The organism is Streptomyces sp. NPDC056734, assembly GCF_042790455.1.
Classification (GTDB): Bacteria; Actinomycetota; Actinomycetes; order Streptomycetales; family Streptomycetaceae; genus Streptomyces.
The window spans coordinates 95,174-114,662 of record NZ_JBHTZD010000007.1 but is presented as its reverse complement, the minus strand read 5'-3'; the positions used below and the strand labels follow the sequence as shown (position 1 = coordinate 114,662).

The following is a 19,489-nucleotide window of genomic DNA, read 5'->3' as shown; positions in this document are numbered from 1 at the left end:
ATGGACTCCTTCTTACTTCTTGGTCGGGGACTTGGGCCGCTGGGGGCCGCCCTTGCGCTGACCGGACTGGGCCCGGCTGCGCGACGAGCCGTTGCCGGACTTGGCCGCCTGCTTCCCGGCGCCACCGCCCGGCTTGGCGTCGGCCGGCTCGTCGGACTTGGTGAGCGAGTGCGGGGAGGTCTTCTCAGCGTCGCCCGCGGACTTGGCACCGCCCTGGCGCTGGGACTTCGACTGCCGCTTGGGCTGCTGGCGCCTGGGGGCGGCAGGCCCGGTGGTGGTGGTCGTACCGTCCTCGTGCTCCACGGTCACCGCGTCGTCGCTCTTGGCCACCGTGCCATCGGCCTGGGCGGCGAGTCCGGCCTTGCTCAGGCCGTTGATGAACTTGCGCTCATGGTCGTTGCGGTCCCGGCCCTTGGCGACGATCGCCTTCACGATGGCGCGCTCGCGCCGGCTGCGGGTCTTGCCGTGCTGCGTGACGTGCTTGTGGAGGCGCTCCAGGTGGGACGCTTGGGCCTTGGAACCCGGGGTCGGGTTGTTGTGGATGACATACATCTGCTGGCCCATGGTCCACACGTTGGTGGTCAGCCAGTAGACGAGGACACCGACGGGGAAGTTGATGCCGAAGACCGCGAAGATGACGGGGAAGACATACATCAGCATCTTCTGCTGCTGCATGAACGGCGTCTTCACCGAGGTGTCGACGTTCTTCGTCATCAGCTGGCGCTGGGTGTAGAACTGCGACAGCGACATCAGCACGATCATGATGGCGGTGACGACCCGCACATCGGTGATCGTGGAGCCCAGCGCCGTGACCTCGGCGGAGCCGTCGGTGAACTTCGACGCGAGCGGGGCGCCGAAGATGTGCGCCTTCTGGGCACTGGCCAGCAGCCGCTCGTTGATCACACCGATGGTGTCGTTGTTGGCGATGCTGTTCAGCACGTGATAAAGGGCGAAGAAGAACGGCGACTGCGCCAGGATGGGAAGGCACGAGGAGAGCGGGTTGGTGCCCGTCTCCTTGTACAGCTTCATCATCTCTTCGGACTGACGCTGTTTGTCGTTCTTGTAGCGCTCCTGGATCTTCTTCATCTCGGGCTGGAGCGTCTGCATCGCCCGCGTCGCCTTGATCTGCTTCACGAAGAGCGGGATCAGACAGATACGGATGAGGATCACCAGCGACACGATGGACAGGCCCCAGGCCCAGCCCGTGTCAGGGCCGAAGATCGCACCGTACAGCGAGTGGAACTGGACGATGACCCACGAGACGGGTGTGGTGATGAAGCTGAAGAAGCTGGCAATCGTGTCCACTAATCATGCTCCTTGGGCATGGGACGAGTTCTCTGCGGCCGGGCTCGAAGCAGAGGTCCCTTCGGTGGCCGGTTCGGCGGCGGAGGGCCCGCCCTTGCGTGCGCGCCACGCGTTGCGCAGCATCTCGTGCCACCGCGGGCGCTTGCGCGGCGGGACATGGTCCACACCACCCAACGACCACGGATTGCACCGGAGGATGCGCCAGGCGGTCAGTGCCGTGCCCTTGACCGCACCGTGCCGGTCTATGGCCGTGTAGCCGTAGTGGGAACACGACGGGTAGTACTTGCACACCGGCCCGAGCAGCGGGCTGATGGTCCACTGGTACAGCTTGATCAGTGCCAGCAGCGGGTACTTCATCGCGCGCCCCCTCCCAGCAGCCGCTGTAGGGCGGCATCCAGGTCTCGGGCCAGCTGTGCATGGTCGGCGTCACCCGCACCGGGCAGCGCTCGTACCACTACCAGGCTACCGGGGGGCACCAGGGCGACTCTGTCTCGCATGAGATGACGCAGTCGGCGCTTGACAGCGTTGCGTACGACCGCGCCACCCACCGCCTTGCTCACGACGAAACCCGCACGTGCCGGAGGAGCGCTCTCCCCAGGCGCGTGCGGGTCCGTGGTACCGCTACGAAGGTGGACGACGAGGGTCGGGCGGCCTGCCCGGCGACCTCGTCGGACCGCGGTCGCGAAGTCCTCGCGCCGCCTCAGCCGGTTCTCGGTGGGCAGCACGACGTCATGACCTGATCGAGATCAGGCGGACAGACGGGCGCGACCCTTGCCACGGCGGGACGCGAGAATCGCGCGGCCGGCACGGGTGCGCATCCGCAGCCGGAAGCCGTGGGTCTTGGCGCGACGACGGTTGTTCGGCTGGAAGGTGCGCTTGCTCACTCGGGGGCTCCAGAAGAGATCGGGGTTCTGCGGGGTGCCGTCCTGGCTGTCACCGTGCGCCCACGAGTAGCTCGCGTCACGCCCGAGTGCACCGCTTTCCGATCACCTGACGTGACCTGTGCCCATCGGAGGCAGGCGGCAGCAGCCATCGACAACTCGACCTGGTTACGGTACGCGCGGCTGCGCCATCCGGTCAAACCAGCGGTCGATGGGAGACACTGTCCACAGGCTGGGGACAACAACTTGAACCGCACCCGTCGCGCTGACTACCGTGGCGGGACTCCGATTCGTTCCCTTCTCCCCGCCGGCGCGGGATTGCCCCAGCAGACCCGGACCGCCCCGGACCCTTCCGGGACCAGCCCGGACGGACCTGTCCCTCCGGATCCCGACCGTCCGCGAACCACACGTTCGTGGGACCCACGAGAGAGCGTGCCCTGTGGCTGACGTACCTGCCGATCTTGCCGCAGTGTGGCCACGAGTACTGGATCAGCTTCTCGGTGAGGGCCGCGGTCAGGGCGTGGAGGGCAAGGACGAGCACTGGATCCGCCGCTGCCAGCCGCTGGCGCTGGTCGCGGACACCGCGCTGCTCGCCGTACCGAACGAATTCGCGAAGGGCGTCCTGGAGGGCCGGCTCGCGCCGATCGTCAGCGAGACGCTGAGCCGTGAGTGCGGGCGCCCGATCCGGATCGCGATCACCGTCGACGACTCGGCGGGCGAACCCCCCACCCCTTCCCTCCCGCCGCAGCGCTACGAGGAGCCGGAGCTTCCGTCGGGCCCCTATGAGGGCGGCCCTTACGAAAACGCCTCCTACAAGGACGCCCACAACGACTCCTACAAGGAGCCCTCCCGCGAAGGCGCCCCCTATGAGGGCGCTTCGTACGAGGGCCCCGCGCGGGACAGCGACTACGACCGCTACGGCCGTCCCCGCCAGGACCAGCACCCCGGATCCCCCGGCGACCAGCTGCCGACCGCCCGCCCGGCCTACCCCTCGGAGTACCAGCGCCCCCAGCCCGGCGGCTGGCCGCGCCAGGGCGGGCAGGACGACTACGGCTGGCAGCAGCAGCGCCTGGGCTTCCCCGACCGCGACCCGTACGCGTCCCGCGACTCCTACGGCGGCGGACCGGACTACCGCGGCCAGGGCCGCGAGCGCCCGCCGTACGACCAGCGCGGTTCCTACGAGCGGGAGCGGGCGTCGTACGAGCAGCAGCGCTCCGAGTACGACGGTCCGCGCGGCGACTACGACCCCGGACGGGGCGACTACGACCAGCGCGACTCCCGGCGCGAACTGCCCGAGTCCTCCGGCGGACCCGGCGGCCATCGCGGCGGGCCGGGCGGGCTCGGCGGCCCGGCGCTGCCCGGGTCGCCGTCCTCCGGTGGGCCCCCCGGTCCGCTGGCCTCGAAGCCCGCGCCGGCCGCCGGGCCAGGTGAGCCCACCGCGCGGCTGAATCCGAAGTACCTCTTCGACACGTTCGTCATCGGCGCCTCCAACCGGTTCGCGCACGCGGCGGCGGTGGCGGTCGCCGAGGCGCCCGCGAAGGCGTACAACCCCCTGTTCATCTACGGGGAGTCGGGGCTCGGCAAGACGCATCTGCTGCACGCGATCGGGCACTACGCGCGCAGTCTGTATCCGGGCACGCGCGTGCGCTATGTCAGCTCGGAGGAGTTCACCAACGAGTTCATCAACTCCATCCGCGACGGCAAGGGCGACAGCTTTCGCAAGCGGTACCGCGAGATGGACATCCTGCTCGTCGACGACATCCAGTTCCTCGCGGACAAGGAGTCGACGCAGGAGGAGTTCTTCCACACCTTCAACACGCTCCACAACGCGAACAAGCAGATCGTGCTGTCCTCGGACCGGCCGCCCCGGCAGCTGGTCACCCTGGAGGACCGGCTGCGGAACCGTTTCGAGTGGGGGCTGATCACCGACGTCCAGCCGCCCGAGCTGGAGACGCGCATCGCGATTCTGCGCAAGAAGGCGGTCCAGGACCATCTCAGCGCCCCGCCGGAGGTGCTGGAGTTCATCGCCTCCCGGATCTCGCGCAACATCCGCGAGCTGGAGGGCGCGCTGATCCGGGTGACGGCGTTCGCCTCGCTCAACCGGCAGCCGGTGGACCTGGGCCTGACCGAGATCGTCCTGAAGGATCTGATCCCGGGCGGCGAGGACTCCGCGCCGGAGATCACCTCCACGGCCATCATGAGCGCCACCGCCGACTACTTCGGGCTGACGGTGGAGGACCTGTGCGGCACCTCACGCGGGCGCGCGCTGGTGACCGCGCGGCAGATCGCCATGTATCTGTGCCGTGAGCTGACCGATCTGTCCCTGCCGAAGATCGGCGCGCTGTTCGGCGGCCGGGACCATACGACGGTCATGCACGCCGACCGCAAGATCCGCAATCTGATGGCCGAGCGGCGCTCGATCTACAACCAGGTCACCGAGCTGACCAACCGCATCAAGAACGGCTGAGCGGCACCGGGCCCCTCCAGTCCCTCCGCGCCCCTCCTGCCGCCCCCGCCGCCCCTGAGCGCCCCCGCCACCCCGCGGGGGCGCTCAGGGCCTCTGCGCGACCCTTGAGACCTCTCCTCAGCCGCCCCGGCCACCCCAAGCCCTCACACATGCCCTCACGCACGCGCCCCTCGCAGAAGCGCTCAGCCAGCGCTCGCGGATGCCCTCACGCACGCCCAAGGGCGTTCCGGGACCACCACCCCGGGACGCCCTTCGTCGTCCCACAGCCATCCGGTGTTCGAATCCGGGCCGGGTTACGGCCACTCTCCACAGATTCGGTGACTTTCTGTCGTCCACATCCTGGGGACTGCCGAGTTGTCCAGATCTCTTCCACAGGCCGATCGGTTGAAGGACCATCAGACCAGGTCACCTGCCTGTGGATTGGTGGACAAACGATCTCCACAGGCTGTGGACAAAGTGGTGATCCACAACCTGTGCACAAAGTTGTCCACGGGCTACCCACAGGCTGGGGGCGGTTGTCCCCAGTGATCGGCGGCTTCTCCACACCTCTGTCCACTGTTCGGCAACGCGACGCGCCTGATCACCGGGTCGAGTGAAAGGCGTCACACCAAGCTGCCAGGTTGGGCTGTGGGAAACGTGGGTAAAGCTGGGGACGGATCTGGGGAGAAGTCGCCTCTCCCTGTGTACGGAGTGTGCAGAACTTTCTGTTCTCCACAGCCGAGGCCGGTTTTCCACCGCCTCCACCCACAGGACCCGTGGACAAAATTTGGGGTCTGAGCTGGGAAAACGGGGTTATCCACGGTATCCACAGCCCCTACTACTACTCCCAACTAGAGAGAGCTGGGAATCCGTTTCGAAGCGGGCCCTGTGCACAACTCGGCCCTCGTGGCCCGGCAGCCCCTCGTCACGACTTGACCCCGAGAGGCACCTACTGTCAGTGGTGTGCGTCAGACTGTTCCCGGTGTCCTTCCCGTCGCCGGGACCGATGACACCGCGACAGACAGACGAGCCAGGCAGGGCGAGCAGGCCGGCAACAGCAGGAGGCGGCAACAGTGAAGATCCGGGTGGAACGCGACGTACTCGCGGAGGCCGTGGCCTGGGCGGCACGCAGCCTCCCGGCCCGTCCGCCGGCGCCGGTCCTCGCCGGCCTGCTGCTGAAGGCCGAGGACGGCCAGCTGAGCCTGTCCAGCTTCGACTACGAGGTCTCCGCGCGGGTCTCCGTCGAGACCGAGGTCGAGGAGGAGGGCACCGTCCTGGTCTCCGGCCGGCTGCTCGCCGACATCTGCCGCGCGCTCCCGAACCGGCCGGTGGAGATCTCCACGGACGGTGTACGGGCGACCGTGGTCTGCGGCTCCTCCCGCTTCACCCTGCACACCCTGCCGGTGGAGGAGTACCCGGCGCTGCCCCAGATGCCCTCCGCGACCGGCACGGTCCCCGGTGAGGTCTTCGCCTCCGCCGCCTCCCAGGTCGCCATCGCCGCGGGCCGTGACGACACGCTGCCGGTGCTCACCGGCGTGCGCATCGAGATCGAGGGCGACCGGGTCACCCTGGCCTCCACCGACCGCTACCGCTTCGCGGTCCGCGAGTTCCTGTGGAAGCCGGAGGACCCGGAGGCGTCCGCCGTCGCCCTGGTGCCCGCCAAGACGCTCCTGGACACCGCCAAGGCGCTGACCAGCGGCGACAGCGTGACGCTCGCGCTGTCCGGGTCGGGCGCGGGTGAGGGTCTGATCGGTTTCGAGGGCGCGGGGCGGCGGACCACGACCCGCCTCCTGGAGGGCGACCTCCCGAAGTACCGCACGCTCTTCCCGACCGAGTTCAACTCCATCGCCGTGATCGAGACCGCCCCCTTCGTGGAGGCCGTCAAGCGGGTGGCGCTGGTCGCCGAGCGCAACACCCCGGTGCGGCTGAGCTTCGAGCAGGGCGTGCTCATCCTGGAGGCCGGTTCCAGCGACGACGCACAGGCTGTGGAGAGAGTCGACGCGCAGCTGGAGGGCGACGACATCTCGATCGCCTTCAACCCGACCTTCCTGCTGGACGGCCTGAGCGCGATCGACTCCCCGGTGGCCCAGCTGTCGTTCACGACGTCGACCAAGCCGGCGCTGCTCAGCGGCAAGCCCGCGCTCGACGCCGAGGCGGACGAGGCGTACAAGTACCTGATCATGCCGGTGCGGCTCAGCGGCTGACCGGCTCGTCGGCCGGAACAGCGCCGAGCGGAACAGCGCAGGTCGGGGCATACGTTTGAGCGGGTATGCCCACAGATGTGGAGGAGCCCCCGGGGCTAGGCTCGGACACGGGTACGACAGTGCCCACGCAGCCTCATGCCACATCGCAACCTAAGGATCACTTGATGGAGCTCGGTCTCGTCGGCCTCGGCAAGATGGGCGGCAACATGCGCGAGCGGATCCGCCGCGCGGGCCACACCGTCGTCGGATACGACCGCAATCCGGACCTCGCCGATGTCCACAGCCTCCAGGAGCTGGTGGACGCGCTCAAGGGCCCGCGCGTCGTCTGGGTGATGGTCCCGGCCGGGGACGCCACCCAGACCACCATCGACGAGCTGGCCAAGCTGCTGGAGCCGGGCGATGTCGTCGTGGACGGCGGTAACTCGCGCTGGACGGACGACGAGAAGCACGCCGCCGAGCTGGCCGCGAACGGCATCGGCTTCGTCGACTGCGGTGTCTCGGGCGGCGTCTGGGGCCTGGAGAACGGCTACGCGCTGATGTACGGCGGCGACCCGGAGCATGTCGCCAAGGTGCGGCCGGTCTTCGAGGCGCTCAAGCCGGAGGGCGACTTCGGGGCGGTCCACGCGGGCCGGGCCGGCGCCGGCCACTTCGCGAAAATGGTCCACAACGGCATCGAGTACGCCATGATGCAGGCCTACGCCGAGGGCTGGGAGCTGCTGGAGAAGGCCGGCTCCGTGACCGATGTCCGGGAGGTCTTCCGGTCCTGGCAGGAGGGCACGGTGATCCGGTCCTGGCTGCTGGACCTCGCGGTCAACGCGCTCGACGAGGATGAGCACCTGGAGCGGCTGCGCGGCTTCGCCCAGGACTCCGGCGAGGGCCGCTGGACGGTGGAGGCCGCCATCGACCACGCCGTGCCGCTCCCGGCGATCACGGCCTCGCTGTTCGCGCGGTTCTCCTCCCGCCAGGAGGACTCGCCGCAGATGAAGATGATCGCGGCGCTGCGCAACCAGTTCGGCGGCCACGCGGTCGAGACGAAGCAGCCGTAGCCGGCCCCGGTGCGAGCCGAGCGGTACGCAAAAGAGCAGTACGAGCAATGGCCAGAGCAGTACGCAAGCTGAGCAGGACAGACAGCAGTACGGAAAGTGATCCGCAGGACCGTTTCGGCGGTCCATAACCTCGGGGGAGGCCGGCGCACCACCATGCACGTCACGCACCTGTCGCTCGCCGACTTCCGCTCGTACGCCCGGGTCGAGGTTCCGCTGGACCCGGGCGTCACGGCCTTCGTCGGACCCAATGGGCAGGGCAAGACGAATCTGGTGGAGGCCGTCGGCTATCTCGCCACCCTCGGCAGCCATCGCGTCGCCTCCGACGCCCCGCTCGTCCGCATGGGCGCCGAGCGGGCCGTCATCCGCGCGCAGATCCGCCAGGGCGAGCGGCAGCAGCTGATCGAGCTGGAGCTGAACCCCGGCCGGGCGAACCGCGCCCGGATCAACCGGTCCTCGCAGGCCAGACCGCGCGATGTGCTGGGGATCGTCCGGACCGTGCTGTTCGCGCCCGAGGACCTCGCCCTGGTCAAGGGCGACCCCGGGGAGCGGCGGCGGTTCCTGGACGAGCTGATCACCGCGCGGGCGCCGCGCATGGCGGGCGTCCGCTCCGACTACGAGCGGGTCCTCAAGCAGCGCAACACCCTGCTGAAGTCGGCGGCCCTGGCGCGGCGGCACGGCGGACGCTCCATGGATCTGTCCACGCTCGACGTCTGGGACCAGCACCTCGCCCAGGCGGGCGCCGAGCTGCTCGCCCAGCGGCTCGATCTGATCGCCGCGATCCAGCCGCTGGCCGACAAGGCGTACGAGCAGCTGGCGCCCGGCGGCGGACCGGTCGCACTGGAGTACAAGCCGTCGGCGCCGGGTGAGGCGCACACGCGCGAGGCGCTCTTCGAGCAGCTCATCGCGGCGCTCGCGGACACGCGCAAGCAGGAGATCGAGCGGGGCGTCACCCTCGTAGGACCGCATCGGGACGATCTGGGGCTGAAGCTCGGGGAGCTGCCCGCCAAGGGGTACGCCTCGCACGGCGAGTCGTGGTCCTACGCGCTGGCGCTGCGGCTGGCCTCCTACGATCTGCTGCGCGCCGAGGGCAATGAGCCGGTGCTGATCCTGGACGACGTCTTCGCCGAGCTGGACACCCGGCGCCGGGAGCGGCTCGCCGAACTGGTCGCGCCCGGCGAGCAGGTGCTGGTGACGGCCGCGGTCGACGACGACGTACCGCATGTGCTGAGCGGGGTGCGGTACGAGGTGTCGGGCGGGGCGGTGGAGCGCGTATGAGCGGCGACGGGGCGGCAGCACGCAAAGGGCAGGCGCGCAGGGTGTCCCAGGCGGCCCCGGTGCCGTCGGGGAATGCCTCCGGGGCCGGCGTGCAGGGCGGTCCCTCCGGAGTCGACCTCGCGCGGGTCGCCCTGCGGGCGGCGAAAGAGGCGGCACGCGCGCGGGGCGACGCGGCGCAGCAGAAGAAGCAGGCGCGGCGCGTCGGTCTGCGCTCCGGCGCGCGCGCCGACGGACGCGACCCCATGGCGCTGGGCGCGGCGATCAACCGGCTGATCACCGAGCGCGGCTGGGAGACACCGGCCGCGGTGGGCGGGGTGATGGGCCGCTGGCCGCAGATCGTCGGCGACGACGTGGCGGGGCACTGTGTGCCGGAGCGGTACGACGAGGAGGAGCGGGTGCTGGTGGTGCGCTGCGACTCCACGGCCTGGGCGACGAATCTGCGGCTGCTGGCGCCGACGCTGGTGGCGCGTCTCAACGAGGATCTGGGCCATGGCGCGGTCCGGGCGATCAAGGTGCAGGGTCCGGGCGGCCCGGTGCGGCGGTACGGGCCGCTGCGGGCGCCGGGGAGCAGAGGGCCCGGCGACACCTACGGGTGAGGGGGCCGGGTGCGGTGACCGGCGGGCGCGGCCGTGTTCGTCAGGTCCCCGCGCGGCACTTGATCCGGACCCCGGGCGCATGGTCTGGACCATATATATGCGGGCTCGCACGGTTGTGCTGTCGGTCTGCGCAGGGCCTGTGGTCGGTCTGCGCAGGGCCCGTACAGGGCGCCGGCACCGGCTCGGCAGCCGTTTCGTGTCGGCGAGTGAGCGACTTCACAGTGGGCTGACAGCAGTCATGGATGCTCCGTGCGCGACCCGTCGCGGACCCGGCGATCCGTAGGTGATCTGAGAGCGACGTCACGTCCGCGGCCCTTGTTCGGGCCTGGAGTGGCCCTGCGTGCCCCGGTTATCCACAACCTGTGGACCGAATGTCGTACGAATCACCCACAACCCCCATCTCAAGGCGCACACAGTTGCGAATTTCGGCCTGACCCCGGAGTAGCGAAGGGTTGACATCCCGAAGCGCTGAGTGGCTCTGTGAGCCTCCTGAAGCCCCCATCCGCATATCGGGACCCGGCGGAGGATGGTTCAGGGCGGCACATGCGGACTCAGGTACCGGCAAACGCCCATCAGTGTCAGTGCTACCGGTAGACTGAGAGCTAATCCCGCCCCGAACGTGGGGACCGTCCGGGAAAAGCTGAGCAACCCTGAGCAACGCTGATCAAGGGCTTACCAACGCAACATGCCGCAGCCGCTCCGGCAACCTGCCGACGAGCTTGGTTCGTGCTGTGCCAGAAAGGGCGCTTCGTGGCCGATTCCGGCAACCCCAACGAGAACATCCCGTCCACCGACGCCGGCGTGAACGACGCGGCCCATGGCTTGAGCGGCGAGGTCACGGCCTCGTACGACGCCAGTGCGATCACCGTGCTCGAGGGCCTGGACGCGGTGCGCAAGCGACCCGGTATGTACATCGGTTCCACCGGTGAACGCGGTCTGCACCACCTGGTGTACGAGGTCGTCGACAACTCCGTCGACGAGGCGCTGGCCGGTCACGCGGACACCATCGACGTGACGATCCTGCCGGACGGCGGGGTGCGGGTGATCGACAACGGCCGTGGCATCCCGGTCGGCATCGTCGCCTCCGAGGGCAAGCCGGCCCTGGAGGTCGTGCTGACCGTGCTGCACGCGGGCGGCAAGTTCGGCGGCGGCGGCTACGCGGTCTCCGGCGGTCTGCACGGCGTGGGCGTGTCCGTGGTGAACGCCCTGTCGTCGAAGGTCGCCGTCGAGGTGCGCACCGACGGCCATCGCTGGACGCAGGACTACAAGATGGGCGTCCCCACCGCCCCGCTGGTCAAGCACGAGGCCATCGAGCACACGGGCACATCGGTCACCTTCTGGGCAGACGCGGACATCTTCGAGACCACCGACTACTCCTTCGAGACGCTCTCGCGGCGCTTCCAGGAGATGGCGTTCCTCAACAAGGGCCTCACCATCAAGCTCACCGACGAGCGCGAGTCGGCGAAGGCGACCTCCGGGGCGGACGAGGCGGGCGCCGACGAGAAGGCCGAGGCCAAGACCGTCACGTACCACTACGAGGGCGGCATCGTCGACTTCGTGAAGTACCTCAACTCCCGCAAGGGCGACGTGGTGCACCCCACCGTGATCGACCTGGAGGCCGAGGACAAGGACAAGTCCCTGTCCCTCGAGGTCGCCATGCAGTGGAACAGCGGCTACAGCGAGGGGGTCTACTCCTTCGCCAACATCATCCACACGCATGAGGGCGGTACGCACGAAGAGGGCTTCCGCGCGGCGCTCACCAACCTGATCAACAAGTACGCGCGCGACAAGAAGCTGCTGCGCGAGAAGGACGACAACCTCACGGGCGACGACATCCGCGAGGGCCTGACGGCGATCATCTCGGTCAAGCTGAGCGAACCGCAGTTCGAGGGCCAGACCAAGACCAAGCTGGGCAACACCGAGGCCAAGACCTTCGTGCAGAAGGCGGTCTACGAGCACCTCAACGACTGGCTCGACCGCAATCCGAACGAGGCGGCGGACATCGTCCGCAAGGGCATCCAGGCGGCGACCGCGCGCGTGGCGGCCCGCAAGGCGCGCGACCTGACCCGCCGCAAGGGCCTGCTGGAGAGCGCCTCCCTGCCGGGCAAGCTCTCCGACTGCCAGTCGAACGACCCCACCAAGTGCGAGATCTTCATCGTCGAGGGCGACTCCGCCGGCGGCTCGGCCAAGTCCGGCCGTAACCCCGAGGTCCAGGCGATCCTCCCGATCCGCGGCAAGATCCTGAACGTCGAGAAGGCCCGGATCGACAAGATCCTCCAGAACCAGGAGATCCAGGCGCTGATCTCCGCCTTCGGTACGGGTGTGCACGAGGACTTCGACATCGCGAGGCTCCGCTATCACAAGATCATCCTGATGGCGGACGCCGATGTCGACGGCCAGCACATCAACACCCTGCTGCTGACGTTCCTGTTCCGCTTCATGCGCCCGCTGGTCGAGGCCGGCCATGTGTTCCTGTCCCGCCCGCCGCTCTACAAGATCAAGTGGGGTCGGGAGGACGTCGAGTACGCCTACTCCGACCGTGAGCGCGACGCGCTCCTGGAGATGGGCCGCCAGCGCGGCAAGCGGATCCGCGAGGACTCGATCCAGCGCTTCAAGGGTCTCGGCGAGATGAACGCCGAGGAGCTGCGCGTGACCACGATGGACCAGGAACTGCGCGTTCTCGGCCAGGTCACCCTGGACGACGCCGCCCAGGCCGACGAGCTGTTCTCGGTGCTGATGGGCGAGGACGTGGAGGCCCGCCGCCAGTTCATCCAGCGCAACGCCAAGGACGTCCGCTTCCTCGACATCTGAGTCGGTCTCAGCTGACCGCACCAGGAAGGATCTTCACCAGCAATGGCCGACGACATCACCCCAGCCACGCCCGGCACCCCCGTCGCACCCGTCACGCCCGAAGCGGAGGGCCGGAATCTGCGCGTCGAGCCCGTGGGGCTCGAGACGGAGATGCAGCGGTCGTACCTCGACTACGCGATGTCCGTCATCGTCTCCCGCGCGCTGCCGGACGTCCGTGACGGCCTCAAGCCCGTCCACCGCCGGGTGCTGTACGCGATGTACGACGGCGGCTACCGCCCCGAGCGCGGCTTCTACAAGTGCGCCCGCGTGGTCGGCGACGTCATGGGCAACTACCACCCCCACGGCGACTCCTCCATCTACGACGCCCTGGTCCGGCTCGCCCAGCCGTGGGCGATGCGGATGCCGCTCGTCGACTCCAACGGCAACTTCGGCTCCCCGGGCAACGACCCGGCCGCCGCCATGCGCTACACCGAGTGCAAGATGGCGCCGCTGTCGATGGAGATGGTCCGCGACATCGACGAGGAGACCGTCGACTTCACGGACAACTACGACGGCCGCTCCCAGGAGCCGACCGTCCTGCCCTCCCGCTTCCCGAACCTGCTGATCAACGGCTCGGCGGGCATCGCGGTCGGCATGGCCACCAACATCCCCTCGCACAATCTGCGCGAGGTCGCGGCCGGCGCCCAGTGGTACCTGGAGCACCCGGACGCCTCGCACGAGGAGCTGCTGGACGCGCTGGTCGAGCGGATCAAGGGCCCGGACTTCCCGACCGGCGCGCTGGTGGTGGGCCGCAAGGGCATCGAGGAGGCGTACCGCACCGGGCGCGGTTCGATCACCATGCGCGCGGTGGTCGAGGTCGAGGAGATCCAGAACCGCCAGTGCCTGGTGGTCACCGAGCTGCCGTACCAGACCAATCCGGACAATCTCGCGCAGAAGATCGCCGACCTGGTGAAGGACGGCAAGATCGGCGGCATCGCGGACGTCCGTGACGAGACGTCCTCGCGCACCGGCCAGCGGCTGGTCATCGTGCTCAAGCGGGACGCGGTCGCCAAGGTCGTCCTGAACAACCTCTACAAGCACACCGACCTCCAGACCAACTTCGGTGCCAACATGCTGGCGCTGGTCGACGGGGTCCCGCGCACGCTGTCGCTCGACGCGTTCATCCGGCACTGGGTGACGCACCAGATCGAGGTCATCGTCCGCCGTACGAAGTTCCGGCTGCGCAAGGCCGAGGAGCGGGCGCACATCCTGCGCGGTCTGCTCAAGGCGCTGGACGCGATCGATGACGTCATCGCGCTCATCCGGGCCAGCGACACGGTCGACATCGCGCGGACGGGCCTGATGAGCCTCCTGGAGATCGACGAGATCCAGGCCAACGCGATCCTGGAGATGCAGCTGCGGCGGCTGGCCGCCCTGGAGCGCCAGAAGATCGTCCAGGAGCACGACGAGCTTCAGGCCAAGATCACCGAGTACCAGGCGATCCTCGCCTCGCCGGTCCGCCAGCGCGGCATCGTCAGCGAGGAACTCGCCGCGATCGTCGAGAAGTACGGCAACGACCGCAAGACCCAGCTGATCCCCTACGACGGTGACATGTCCATCGAGGACCTCATCGCCGAGGAGGACATCGTCGTCACCGTCTCGCGCGGCGGTTACGTCAAGCGGACCAAGGCCGACGACTACCGGGCGCAGAAGCGCGGCGGCAAGGGCGTCCGGGGCACGAAGCTGAAGGAGGACGACATCGTCGACCACTTCTTCGTCTCCACCACCCACCACTGGCTGCTGTTCTTCACCAACAAGGGCCGGGTCTACCGGGCCAAGGCGTACGAGCTGCCCGACGCCGGCCGGGACGCGCGCGGGCAGCATGTCGCCAACCTGCTCGCCTTCCAGCCGGACGAGGCCATCGCCGAGATCCTCGCCATCCGCGACTACGACGCGACGCCGTACCTGGTGCTGGCGACGAAGGCGGGTCTGGTCAAGAAGACATCTCTGAAGGATTACGACTCGCCGCGCTCCGGCGGTGTCATCGCGATCAATCTGCGGGAACGGGAGGACGGATCCGATGATGAACTGATCGGAGCCGAACTCGTCTCGTCCGATGATGATCTGCTTCTGATCAGCAAGAAGGCACAGTCGATCCGCTTCACGGCCACCGATGAGTCGCTCCGCCCGATGGGCCGTGCGACCTCGGGTGTCAAGGGCATGAGCTTCCGCGAGGGCGACGAGCTGCTCTCGATGAATGTTGTTCGACCCGGTACGTTCGTGTTCACTGCCACTGATGGCGGGTACGCGAAGCGGACTCCCGTCGACGAGTACCGCGTCCAGGGCCGTGGTGGCCTCGGCATCAAGGCCGCCAAGATCGTGGAGGACCGTGGCTCGCTCGTGGGCGCGCTGGTGGTGGAGGAGAACGACGAGATTCTCGCCATCACCCTCTCGGGCGGTGTGATTCGTACGCGAGTCAACGAGGTCAGGGAGACAGGCCGTGACACCATGGGCGTCCAACTGATCAATCTCGGCAAGCGCGATGCCGTGGTCGGTATCGCACGCAACGCCGAGGCGGGACGCGAGGCGGAGGAGGTCGACGGCGACGCGGCCGGCGACGAGTCCGCGGAGGGTGCCGTGACCAACGGCATCGTCGACGAATCCGCCGAAGGTGCCGCGACCACCGGCACGGACGAGGGTGACACGCCCTCGGCCGAGTAGGCACGAGGAGTGAGTCAGCGTGAGCGGAGCCACGGGCGCCGGTTCGTCGGCCGGTATCCCGGCCGGTGACTCCACCGGTGTGACACAGGGCGGCGGCGGTCGTGGCTCCGCCGCGCAGCTCACAGATCTGAGCATGACCGATCCGAGCCTGCCTGATCCGAGCATGACCGATCCGAGCCTGCCTGATCCGAGCATGACCGATTCGAGCATGACCGATTCGAAAATGACCGATCTGCAGATGACCGACCCACATACGACCAATCTGCAAGCGATCAAGCCCGCCAAGGCCGACTCGCACGCGCCCGACACTCATGGATCCCGGGCTCAGGGATCCCAGGGGGGAACTGTGACGGACACCCGAGGTCCGCAGACCCAGCAGTACGCGGCGTCCGGCGGGGGCTCGGCCGCGCCGGCGCAGTCCGCCGCGGCGGCCAGTGCGGCGGCCAACGCGGCGGCGGCTGCGGCGCAGGGCGCGTCGCCGCTGCCGGGTGAGCGGCAGCAGCAACAGACGGAGACGCCGTACCACCCGCCCCAGGCGTACCCGACGCAGGGCGGCCAGTCCGTGCAGACGCAAGGCGGCCAGTCCGCTCAGACCCAGGGCGCGGGGGTACGCCGTCCGCGCACCGGCGCGCGCACCACCCCGAGGGTGCGCAAGGCGCGGCTGCGGGTGGCCAAGGCCGACCCGTGGTCCGTGATGAAGGTGAGCTTCCTGCTCTCCATCGCGCTCGGCATCTGCACCATCGTCGCCTCGGCGGTGCTGTGGATGGTCATGGACGCGATGGGCGTCTTCTCCACGGTCGGCGGCACGATCTCGGAGGCCACCGGCTCGAACGAGTCGAACGGATTCGACCTTCAGTCCTTCCTCTCGCTCCCCAACGTCCTGATGTTCACGACGATCATCGCCGTCATCGACGTCATCCTGGCGACGGCACTGGCGACGCTGGGCGCGTTCATCTACAACCTGTCGGCGGGGTTCGTCGGCGGGGTGGAGCTGACTCTGGCGGAGGACGAGTGAGGCGGGGAGTCGGTGGGTGAGTGGCCCGACTGTCGGAGGCGGGTGGGCTCGGCGGTGGAGGGCGAGTCGGCCGGGCTGCGGAGGGCGAGTGGGCCCGGTGTCGCTTGATGGGTGGCCCGGCTGTCGCTCGCCGATCGGCCTGCCCGTCGCTTGATGAGTGACCCCGACTATCGATTTTGGGACTGCCGCGGTCGTGCGCTAATCTTCAGGGGTCAGCGCGCGGGACATACACCGCAGAGCGCGGCGGGGCTATAGCTCAGTTGGTTAGAGCGCATCCCTGATAAGGATGAGGCCACAGGTTCAAATCCTGTTAGCCCCACCAGTCACGAGACCCCCAGGTGAATCGCCTGGGGGTCTTTGCGTTGCCGGGGGAGGTCTGGGGGCCTTTCGGCGTACGCCGAGGTATCAGTCGGGCGGTGGTGGGGGCGGTGGCTGGGTGGGGGTGTTCAGGCGCATGGATGTCAGGCTCTTGCTGGGGGTTCGGCGGGTGCCGGCGGTGCGTTTGCGGAAGTGGTCTATGGGGGACGGGACGACGTTGTTCGGGGTGCGCAGGGCCGTGATCACCTCGGTCAGGTGGGTGCGCATGGCGGACTGTGCCGTTTCGCCGTCGCGGCGGGCGATGGCGTCACGGACGGTCTGGTGGGCGTGCCAGCCCTCGGGTTCCGCGACGATGACGATCGACACGAACGCCAGCATGGTGCGGTACTGGAGGGGCTCCAGGAGTTCCGTGAGGACCGAGTGGCGGGCCATCGACAGGAGGGCGCGCAGGTAGTGGCCGTGGGCGCGGTTCACCGCGGCGCGGTTGTGCTGGTCGAGGGCCTGGAAGCCCTGTTGGAGACAGTGGTCCAGCTGGGCCAGCTGGGCCGCGTCATGGAACTCCGCCGCCCGCTGGGCCGCCCAGGGCTCCAGACGGGCCCTCGCCTCGAACACCTCCACGATGCCGTCCAGCTGTTCCACCCCGAGGCGGGGGATGAAGGCGCCCCGGTGCGGCTGGAGTTCCACCAGTCCGCGGCCGGCGAGATTGCGCAGTGCCTCGCGTACCGGCAGGCGGGAGACGCCCAGCGCGGCGGCGAGGGTGTCGGCCACGATGTGTTCGCCGGGGCTCAGCCGCAGATTCAGGACCTGTGAGGTGAGCAGCTCGGTGACCCGCTGTTCGAGTGTGCCGGAGTGGGGCGCGGGCGCACCGGACGGTGGCGGGGCGGCTCGGGATGGCATTGCGCCAGTATCACCGACCGAGGGGGAGGGGTCCTCGGGGGCTCCGGGGTCCGCCCGGCCGGGCAGGGGGCTTGTCATGGTGCGAGGTCGTGCCGTGCACTGCCCGGGATTTTTACGATCTTCGAGGCCACGCGGCGCAACCGGGTCGGCTGGTGGGCGGTCAGTAGTACCGCCGTGCCCGACGCGGCCGTCGTCACCAGCAGGTTCTCCACCCGGTCGCTCCACGCCGGGTCCAGGTGGGCGAAGGGTTCGTCGGCCAGGAGCAGGTCCGGTGCCGGGAGCAGGGCTCTGGCCAGGGCCGCGCGGCGGCGCATCCCGCCCGAGATCTCGTCGGGGCGCAGTGCGGCGGCCGAGGTGAGGTCCAGGTGGGCCAGGAGGTTGTCGGCGCGGGTCGCTTCCGCGGGGGTGGGGCGGCGGCCCAGGCCGTAGAGGATGTTCTCGCGGACGGTGCGCCAGGGGAGTAGGCGGGGGTCCTGGAAGAGGGTGGCGCAGGTGGTCCCGGGGCGGCGGTGGACCGTGCCGGAGGTCGGGGGGAGGAGGCCGGCGGCCACCCTCAGCAGCGTTGTCTTGCCTGCTCCGGACGGGCCGTCCAGGGCGACCGTCTCTCCCTGGTGGATGGTCAGGGCGATGCCCTGGAAGGGGGTTGTCCGGCCGAAGCGGACGGTCGCGTCCTTTATGACAAGCAGGGAGAGCTGGGGCGCTCCTGCCTCTTCCGTGATTTTTGCGTTCGCTGCGGTGTCGCTTCGCATCCTCGTTCTCCCTGGTCCGGTGGCCTGGTTGCCCTCTGCCCTCGCTGTCCGCCTCGACGTCCTGATGTCCCAACGCTCCCAACGCCCTTGACGAGAGCGAGAGAGATTATATCCAATGTGGCTATGGTAAGCCTAACCTCTCTTCGGGCTGCGGGACTCTGCTGTGCCACGATGCTGGTCGTGGGCATGGCGACCGGCTGCGCCGAATCCGCCGCTGACCAGGACAACGGCAGTGAACCGCCCCGGCTGCGCGTCGCCGCGGCCGGCAGCCTCGCGCTGGCCGCCCCGCTGTCCGGGCTGGACGATTCCACCGCCCTTGCCGACACCATCTCCGGCGTCACCACGACCCCGGTCACCACGCCGGACGAGTTCAAATCCCTGCTGACCTCGTCCCGGGTCGACCTGGCCGCACTGCCGACGATCACCGCCGCCAACCTCTACAACCGGGACGTCGGTATCTCCCTCGTCGGCGTGGTGGACGCCGATCTCCTCAAGGTGCTGGCACCCGAGGGCTCCTCCGGCTGGCAGGCGCTGCGCGGACAGACGGTGTACGTCCCCTTCCAGGGCGACGCCGGTGACCTCACCTTCCGCCACCTCGCCGCCGAGAACGGGCTCACCCCCGGCGAGGACTTCGAGGTCGCCTACACCCGCAGCATCCCCGAGCTGATGACTGCCGTGGCCACCGGGAAGGCGCGGTACGCCCTGCTCCCCGAGCATTTCGCCACCCTCGCCCGCGAGCAGGCACCGGCCGGCCAGGACGGGCTCGCGGTCCTGCTCGACGTACAGGAGGAGTGGGAGCGGGCGACCGGGGCCGGGTCGTTGCCGCAGTCCGCCGTCGTGGTGCGGTCCGGGTTCGCCGAGGAGCATCCGGGCGTTGTCGAGCAACTGCGTGCGTACTTCACCAGCAACACCGCCGACCTCGCCTACGGCGACATCGGCACCGCCCGTGCCGGGGAACTGGCCGAGGCCACCGGCACCGACGCCGAGTTGGTCGCCCGGCTGCTGCCGACCCTGAACCTCAGCTTCAGCGCCCCTGACGCCGCCCGTACCGACATCACCACCCTGCTCACCAAGGCCGCCGACCTCGCACCCCAATCGGTGGGCGGGAAGCTTCCGGAGGGGGAGTTCTACGGTGAGTGATGGGGGTGGTGTGGTTGGTTCGGCTGAGTCGGCTCAGCCGGTTGGTCCGGGTGATCTGGGTGATCTGGTCGATCCGGCTGGGCCGGTCCGTTCGGTTTACGCAGGG

Annotated in this window: 15 protein-coding genes and 1 tRNA gene; 10 read left to right on the top strand and 6 right to left on the bottom strand. The window is 68.9% G+C overall.

Annotated features, from left to right (window positions below; all coding sequences use genetic code 11):
* Positions 1-12 precede the first annotated feature (12 nt).
* Genes yidC through rpmH form a run of 4 tightly spaced genes read right to left on the bottom strand, consistent with a single transcriptional unit; the run spans position 13 to position 2,189 of the window.
* Positions 13-1,305, bottom strand: coding sequence for a membrane protein insertase YidC (yidC, locus tag ACFRFC_RS12620; protein WP_382682629.1), 1,293 nt, complete (start codon positions 1,303-1,305; stop codon positions 13-15).
* 3 nt (positions 1,306-1,308) lie between these two features.
* On the bottom strand, positions 1,309-1,662 hold the full coding sequence (gene yidD / locus ACFRFC_RS12615) for a membrane protein insertion efficiency factor YidD (RefSeq protein WP_382682631.1): 354 nt from the start codon (positions 1,660-1,662) through the stop codon (positions 1,309-1,311).
* Positions 1,659-2,030, bottom strand: coding sequence for a ribonuclease P protein component (rnpA, locus tag ACFRFC_RS12610; protein ID WP_382682634.1), 372 nt, complete (start codon positions 2,028-2,030; stop codon positions 1,659-1,661). Before rnpA ends, yidD begins: the two co-directional genes overlap by 4 nt.
* Positions 2,031-2,051: 21 nt before the next feature.
* Positions 2,052-2,189 (bottom strand): 50S ribosomal protein L34, encoded by a 138-nt coding sequence (gene rpmH / locus ACFRFC_RS12605; protein ID WP_003949374.1) that lies wholly within the window; start codon positions 2,187-2,189, stop codon positions 2,052-2,054.
* Positions 2,190-2,625: 436 nt separating this feature from the next.
* Between rpmH and dnaA the strand changes: the two genes are divergently transcribed.
* The 9 genes from dnaA (at position 2,626) to ACFRFC_RS12560 (ending at position 16,601) form a co-directional block, all read left to right on the top strand.
* Complete coding sequence (gene dnaA, locus ACFRFC_RS12600) at positions 2,626-4,653, top strand: chromosomal replication initiator protein DnaA (RefSeq protein WP_382682638.1); 2,028 nt, start codon at positions 2,626-2,628, stop codon at positions 4,651-4,653.
* A gap of 1,052 nt (positions 4,654-5,705) precedes the next feature.
* On the top strand, positions 5,706-6,836 hold the full coding sequence (dnaN, locus tag ACFRFC_RS12595; RefSeq protein ID WP_382682642.1) for a DNA polymerase III subunit beta: 1,131 nt from the start codon (positions 5,706-5,708) through the stop codon (positions 6,834-6,836).
* Between the two features lie 164 nt (positions 6,837-7,000).
* The gene (gnd, locus tag ACFRFC_RS12590) at positions 7,001-7,882 is read left to right on the top strand and encodes a phosphogluconate dehydrogenase (NAD(+)-dependent, decarboxylating) (protein ID WP_382682645.1); all 882 of its coding nucleotides are present in this window, start codon (positions 7,001-7,003) and stop codon (positions 7,880-7,882) included.
* 153 nt (positions 7,883-8,035) lie between these two features.
* Positions 8,036-9,157 (top strand): DNA replication/repair protein RecF, encoded by a 1,122-nt coding sequence (gene recF, locus ACFRFC_RS12585; RefSeq protein WP_382682648.1) that lies wholly within the window; start codon positions 8,036-8,038, stop codon positions 9,155-9,157.
* Positions 9,154-9,753, top strand: coding sequence for a DUF721 domain-containing protein (locus ACFRFC_RS12580; protein ID WP_382682651.1), 600 nt, complete (start codon positions 9,154-9,156; stop codon positions 9,751-9,753). Before recF ends, ACFRFC_RS12580 begins: the two co-directional genes overlap by 4 nt.
* A 726-nt stretch (positions 9,754-10,479) precedes the next feature.
* Entirely contained in the window at positions 10,480-12,564 is a 2,085-nt protein-coding gene (gene gyrB / locus ACFRFC_RS12575; RefSeq protein ID WP_382682653.1) for a DNA topoisomerase (ATP-hydrolyzing) subunit B, read from the top strand.
* A gap of 42 nt (positions 12,565-12,606) precedes the next feature.
* Positions 12,607-15,264 (top strand): DNA gyrase subunit A, encoded by a 2,658-nt coding sequence (gyrA, locus tag ACFRFC_RS12570; protein WP_382682655.1) that lies wholly within the window; start codon positions 12,607-12,609, stop codon positions 15,262-15,264.
* A 193-nt stretch (positions 15,265-15,457) separates the two neighbouring features.
* Positions 15,458-16,279 (top strand): DUF3566 domain-containing protein, encoded by an 822-nt coding sequence (locus ACFRFC_RS12565; protein WP_382682880.1) that lies wholly within the window; start codon positions 15,458-15,460, stop codon positions 16,277-16,279.
* Positions 16,280-16,524: 245 nt separating this feature from the next.
* Positions 16,525-16,601 (top strand) — tRNA-Ile (locus ACFRFC_RS12560).
* Positions 16,602-16,684: 83 nt separating this feature from the next.
* Here the strand turns inward: ACFRFC_RS12560 and ACFRFC_RS12555 are convergent.
* Both ACFRFC_RS12555 and ACFRFC_RS12550 read right to left on the bottom strand, forming a co-directional pair.
* Positions 16,685-17,494: a GntR family transcriptional regulator gene (locus ACFRFC_RS12555; RefSeq protein WP_382682660.1), complete on the bottom strand. Its 810-nt coding sequence runs from the start codon at positions 17,492-17,494 to the stop codon at positions 16,685-16,687.
* Between the two features lie 74 nt (positions 17,495-17,568).
* Positions 17,569-18,243: an ATP-binding cassette domain-containing protein gene (locus ACFRFC_RS12550; RefSeq protein WP_382682663.1), complete on the bottom strand. Its 675-nt coding sequence runs from the start codon at positions 18,241-18,243 to the stop codon at positions 17,569-17,571.
* A 180-nt stretch (positions 18,244-18,423) separates the two neighbouring features.
* Between ACFRFC_RS12550 and ACFRFC_RS12545 the strand changes: the two genes are divergently transcribed.
* On the top strand, positions 18,424-19,383 hold the full coding sequence (locus tag ACFRFC_RS12545) for an ABC transporter substrate-binding protein (RefSeq protein ID WP_382682665.1): 960 nt from the start codon (positions 18,424-18,426) through the stop codon (positions 19,381-19,383).
* The last annotated feature ends 106 nt before the right edge of the window (positions 19,384-19,489 follow it).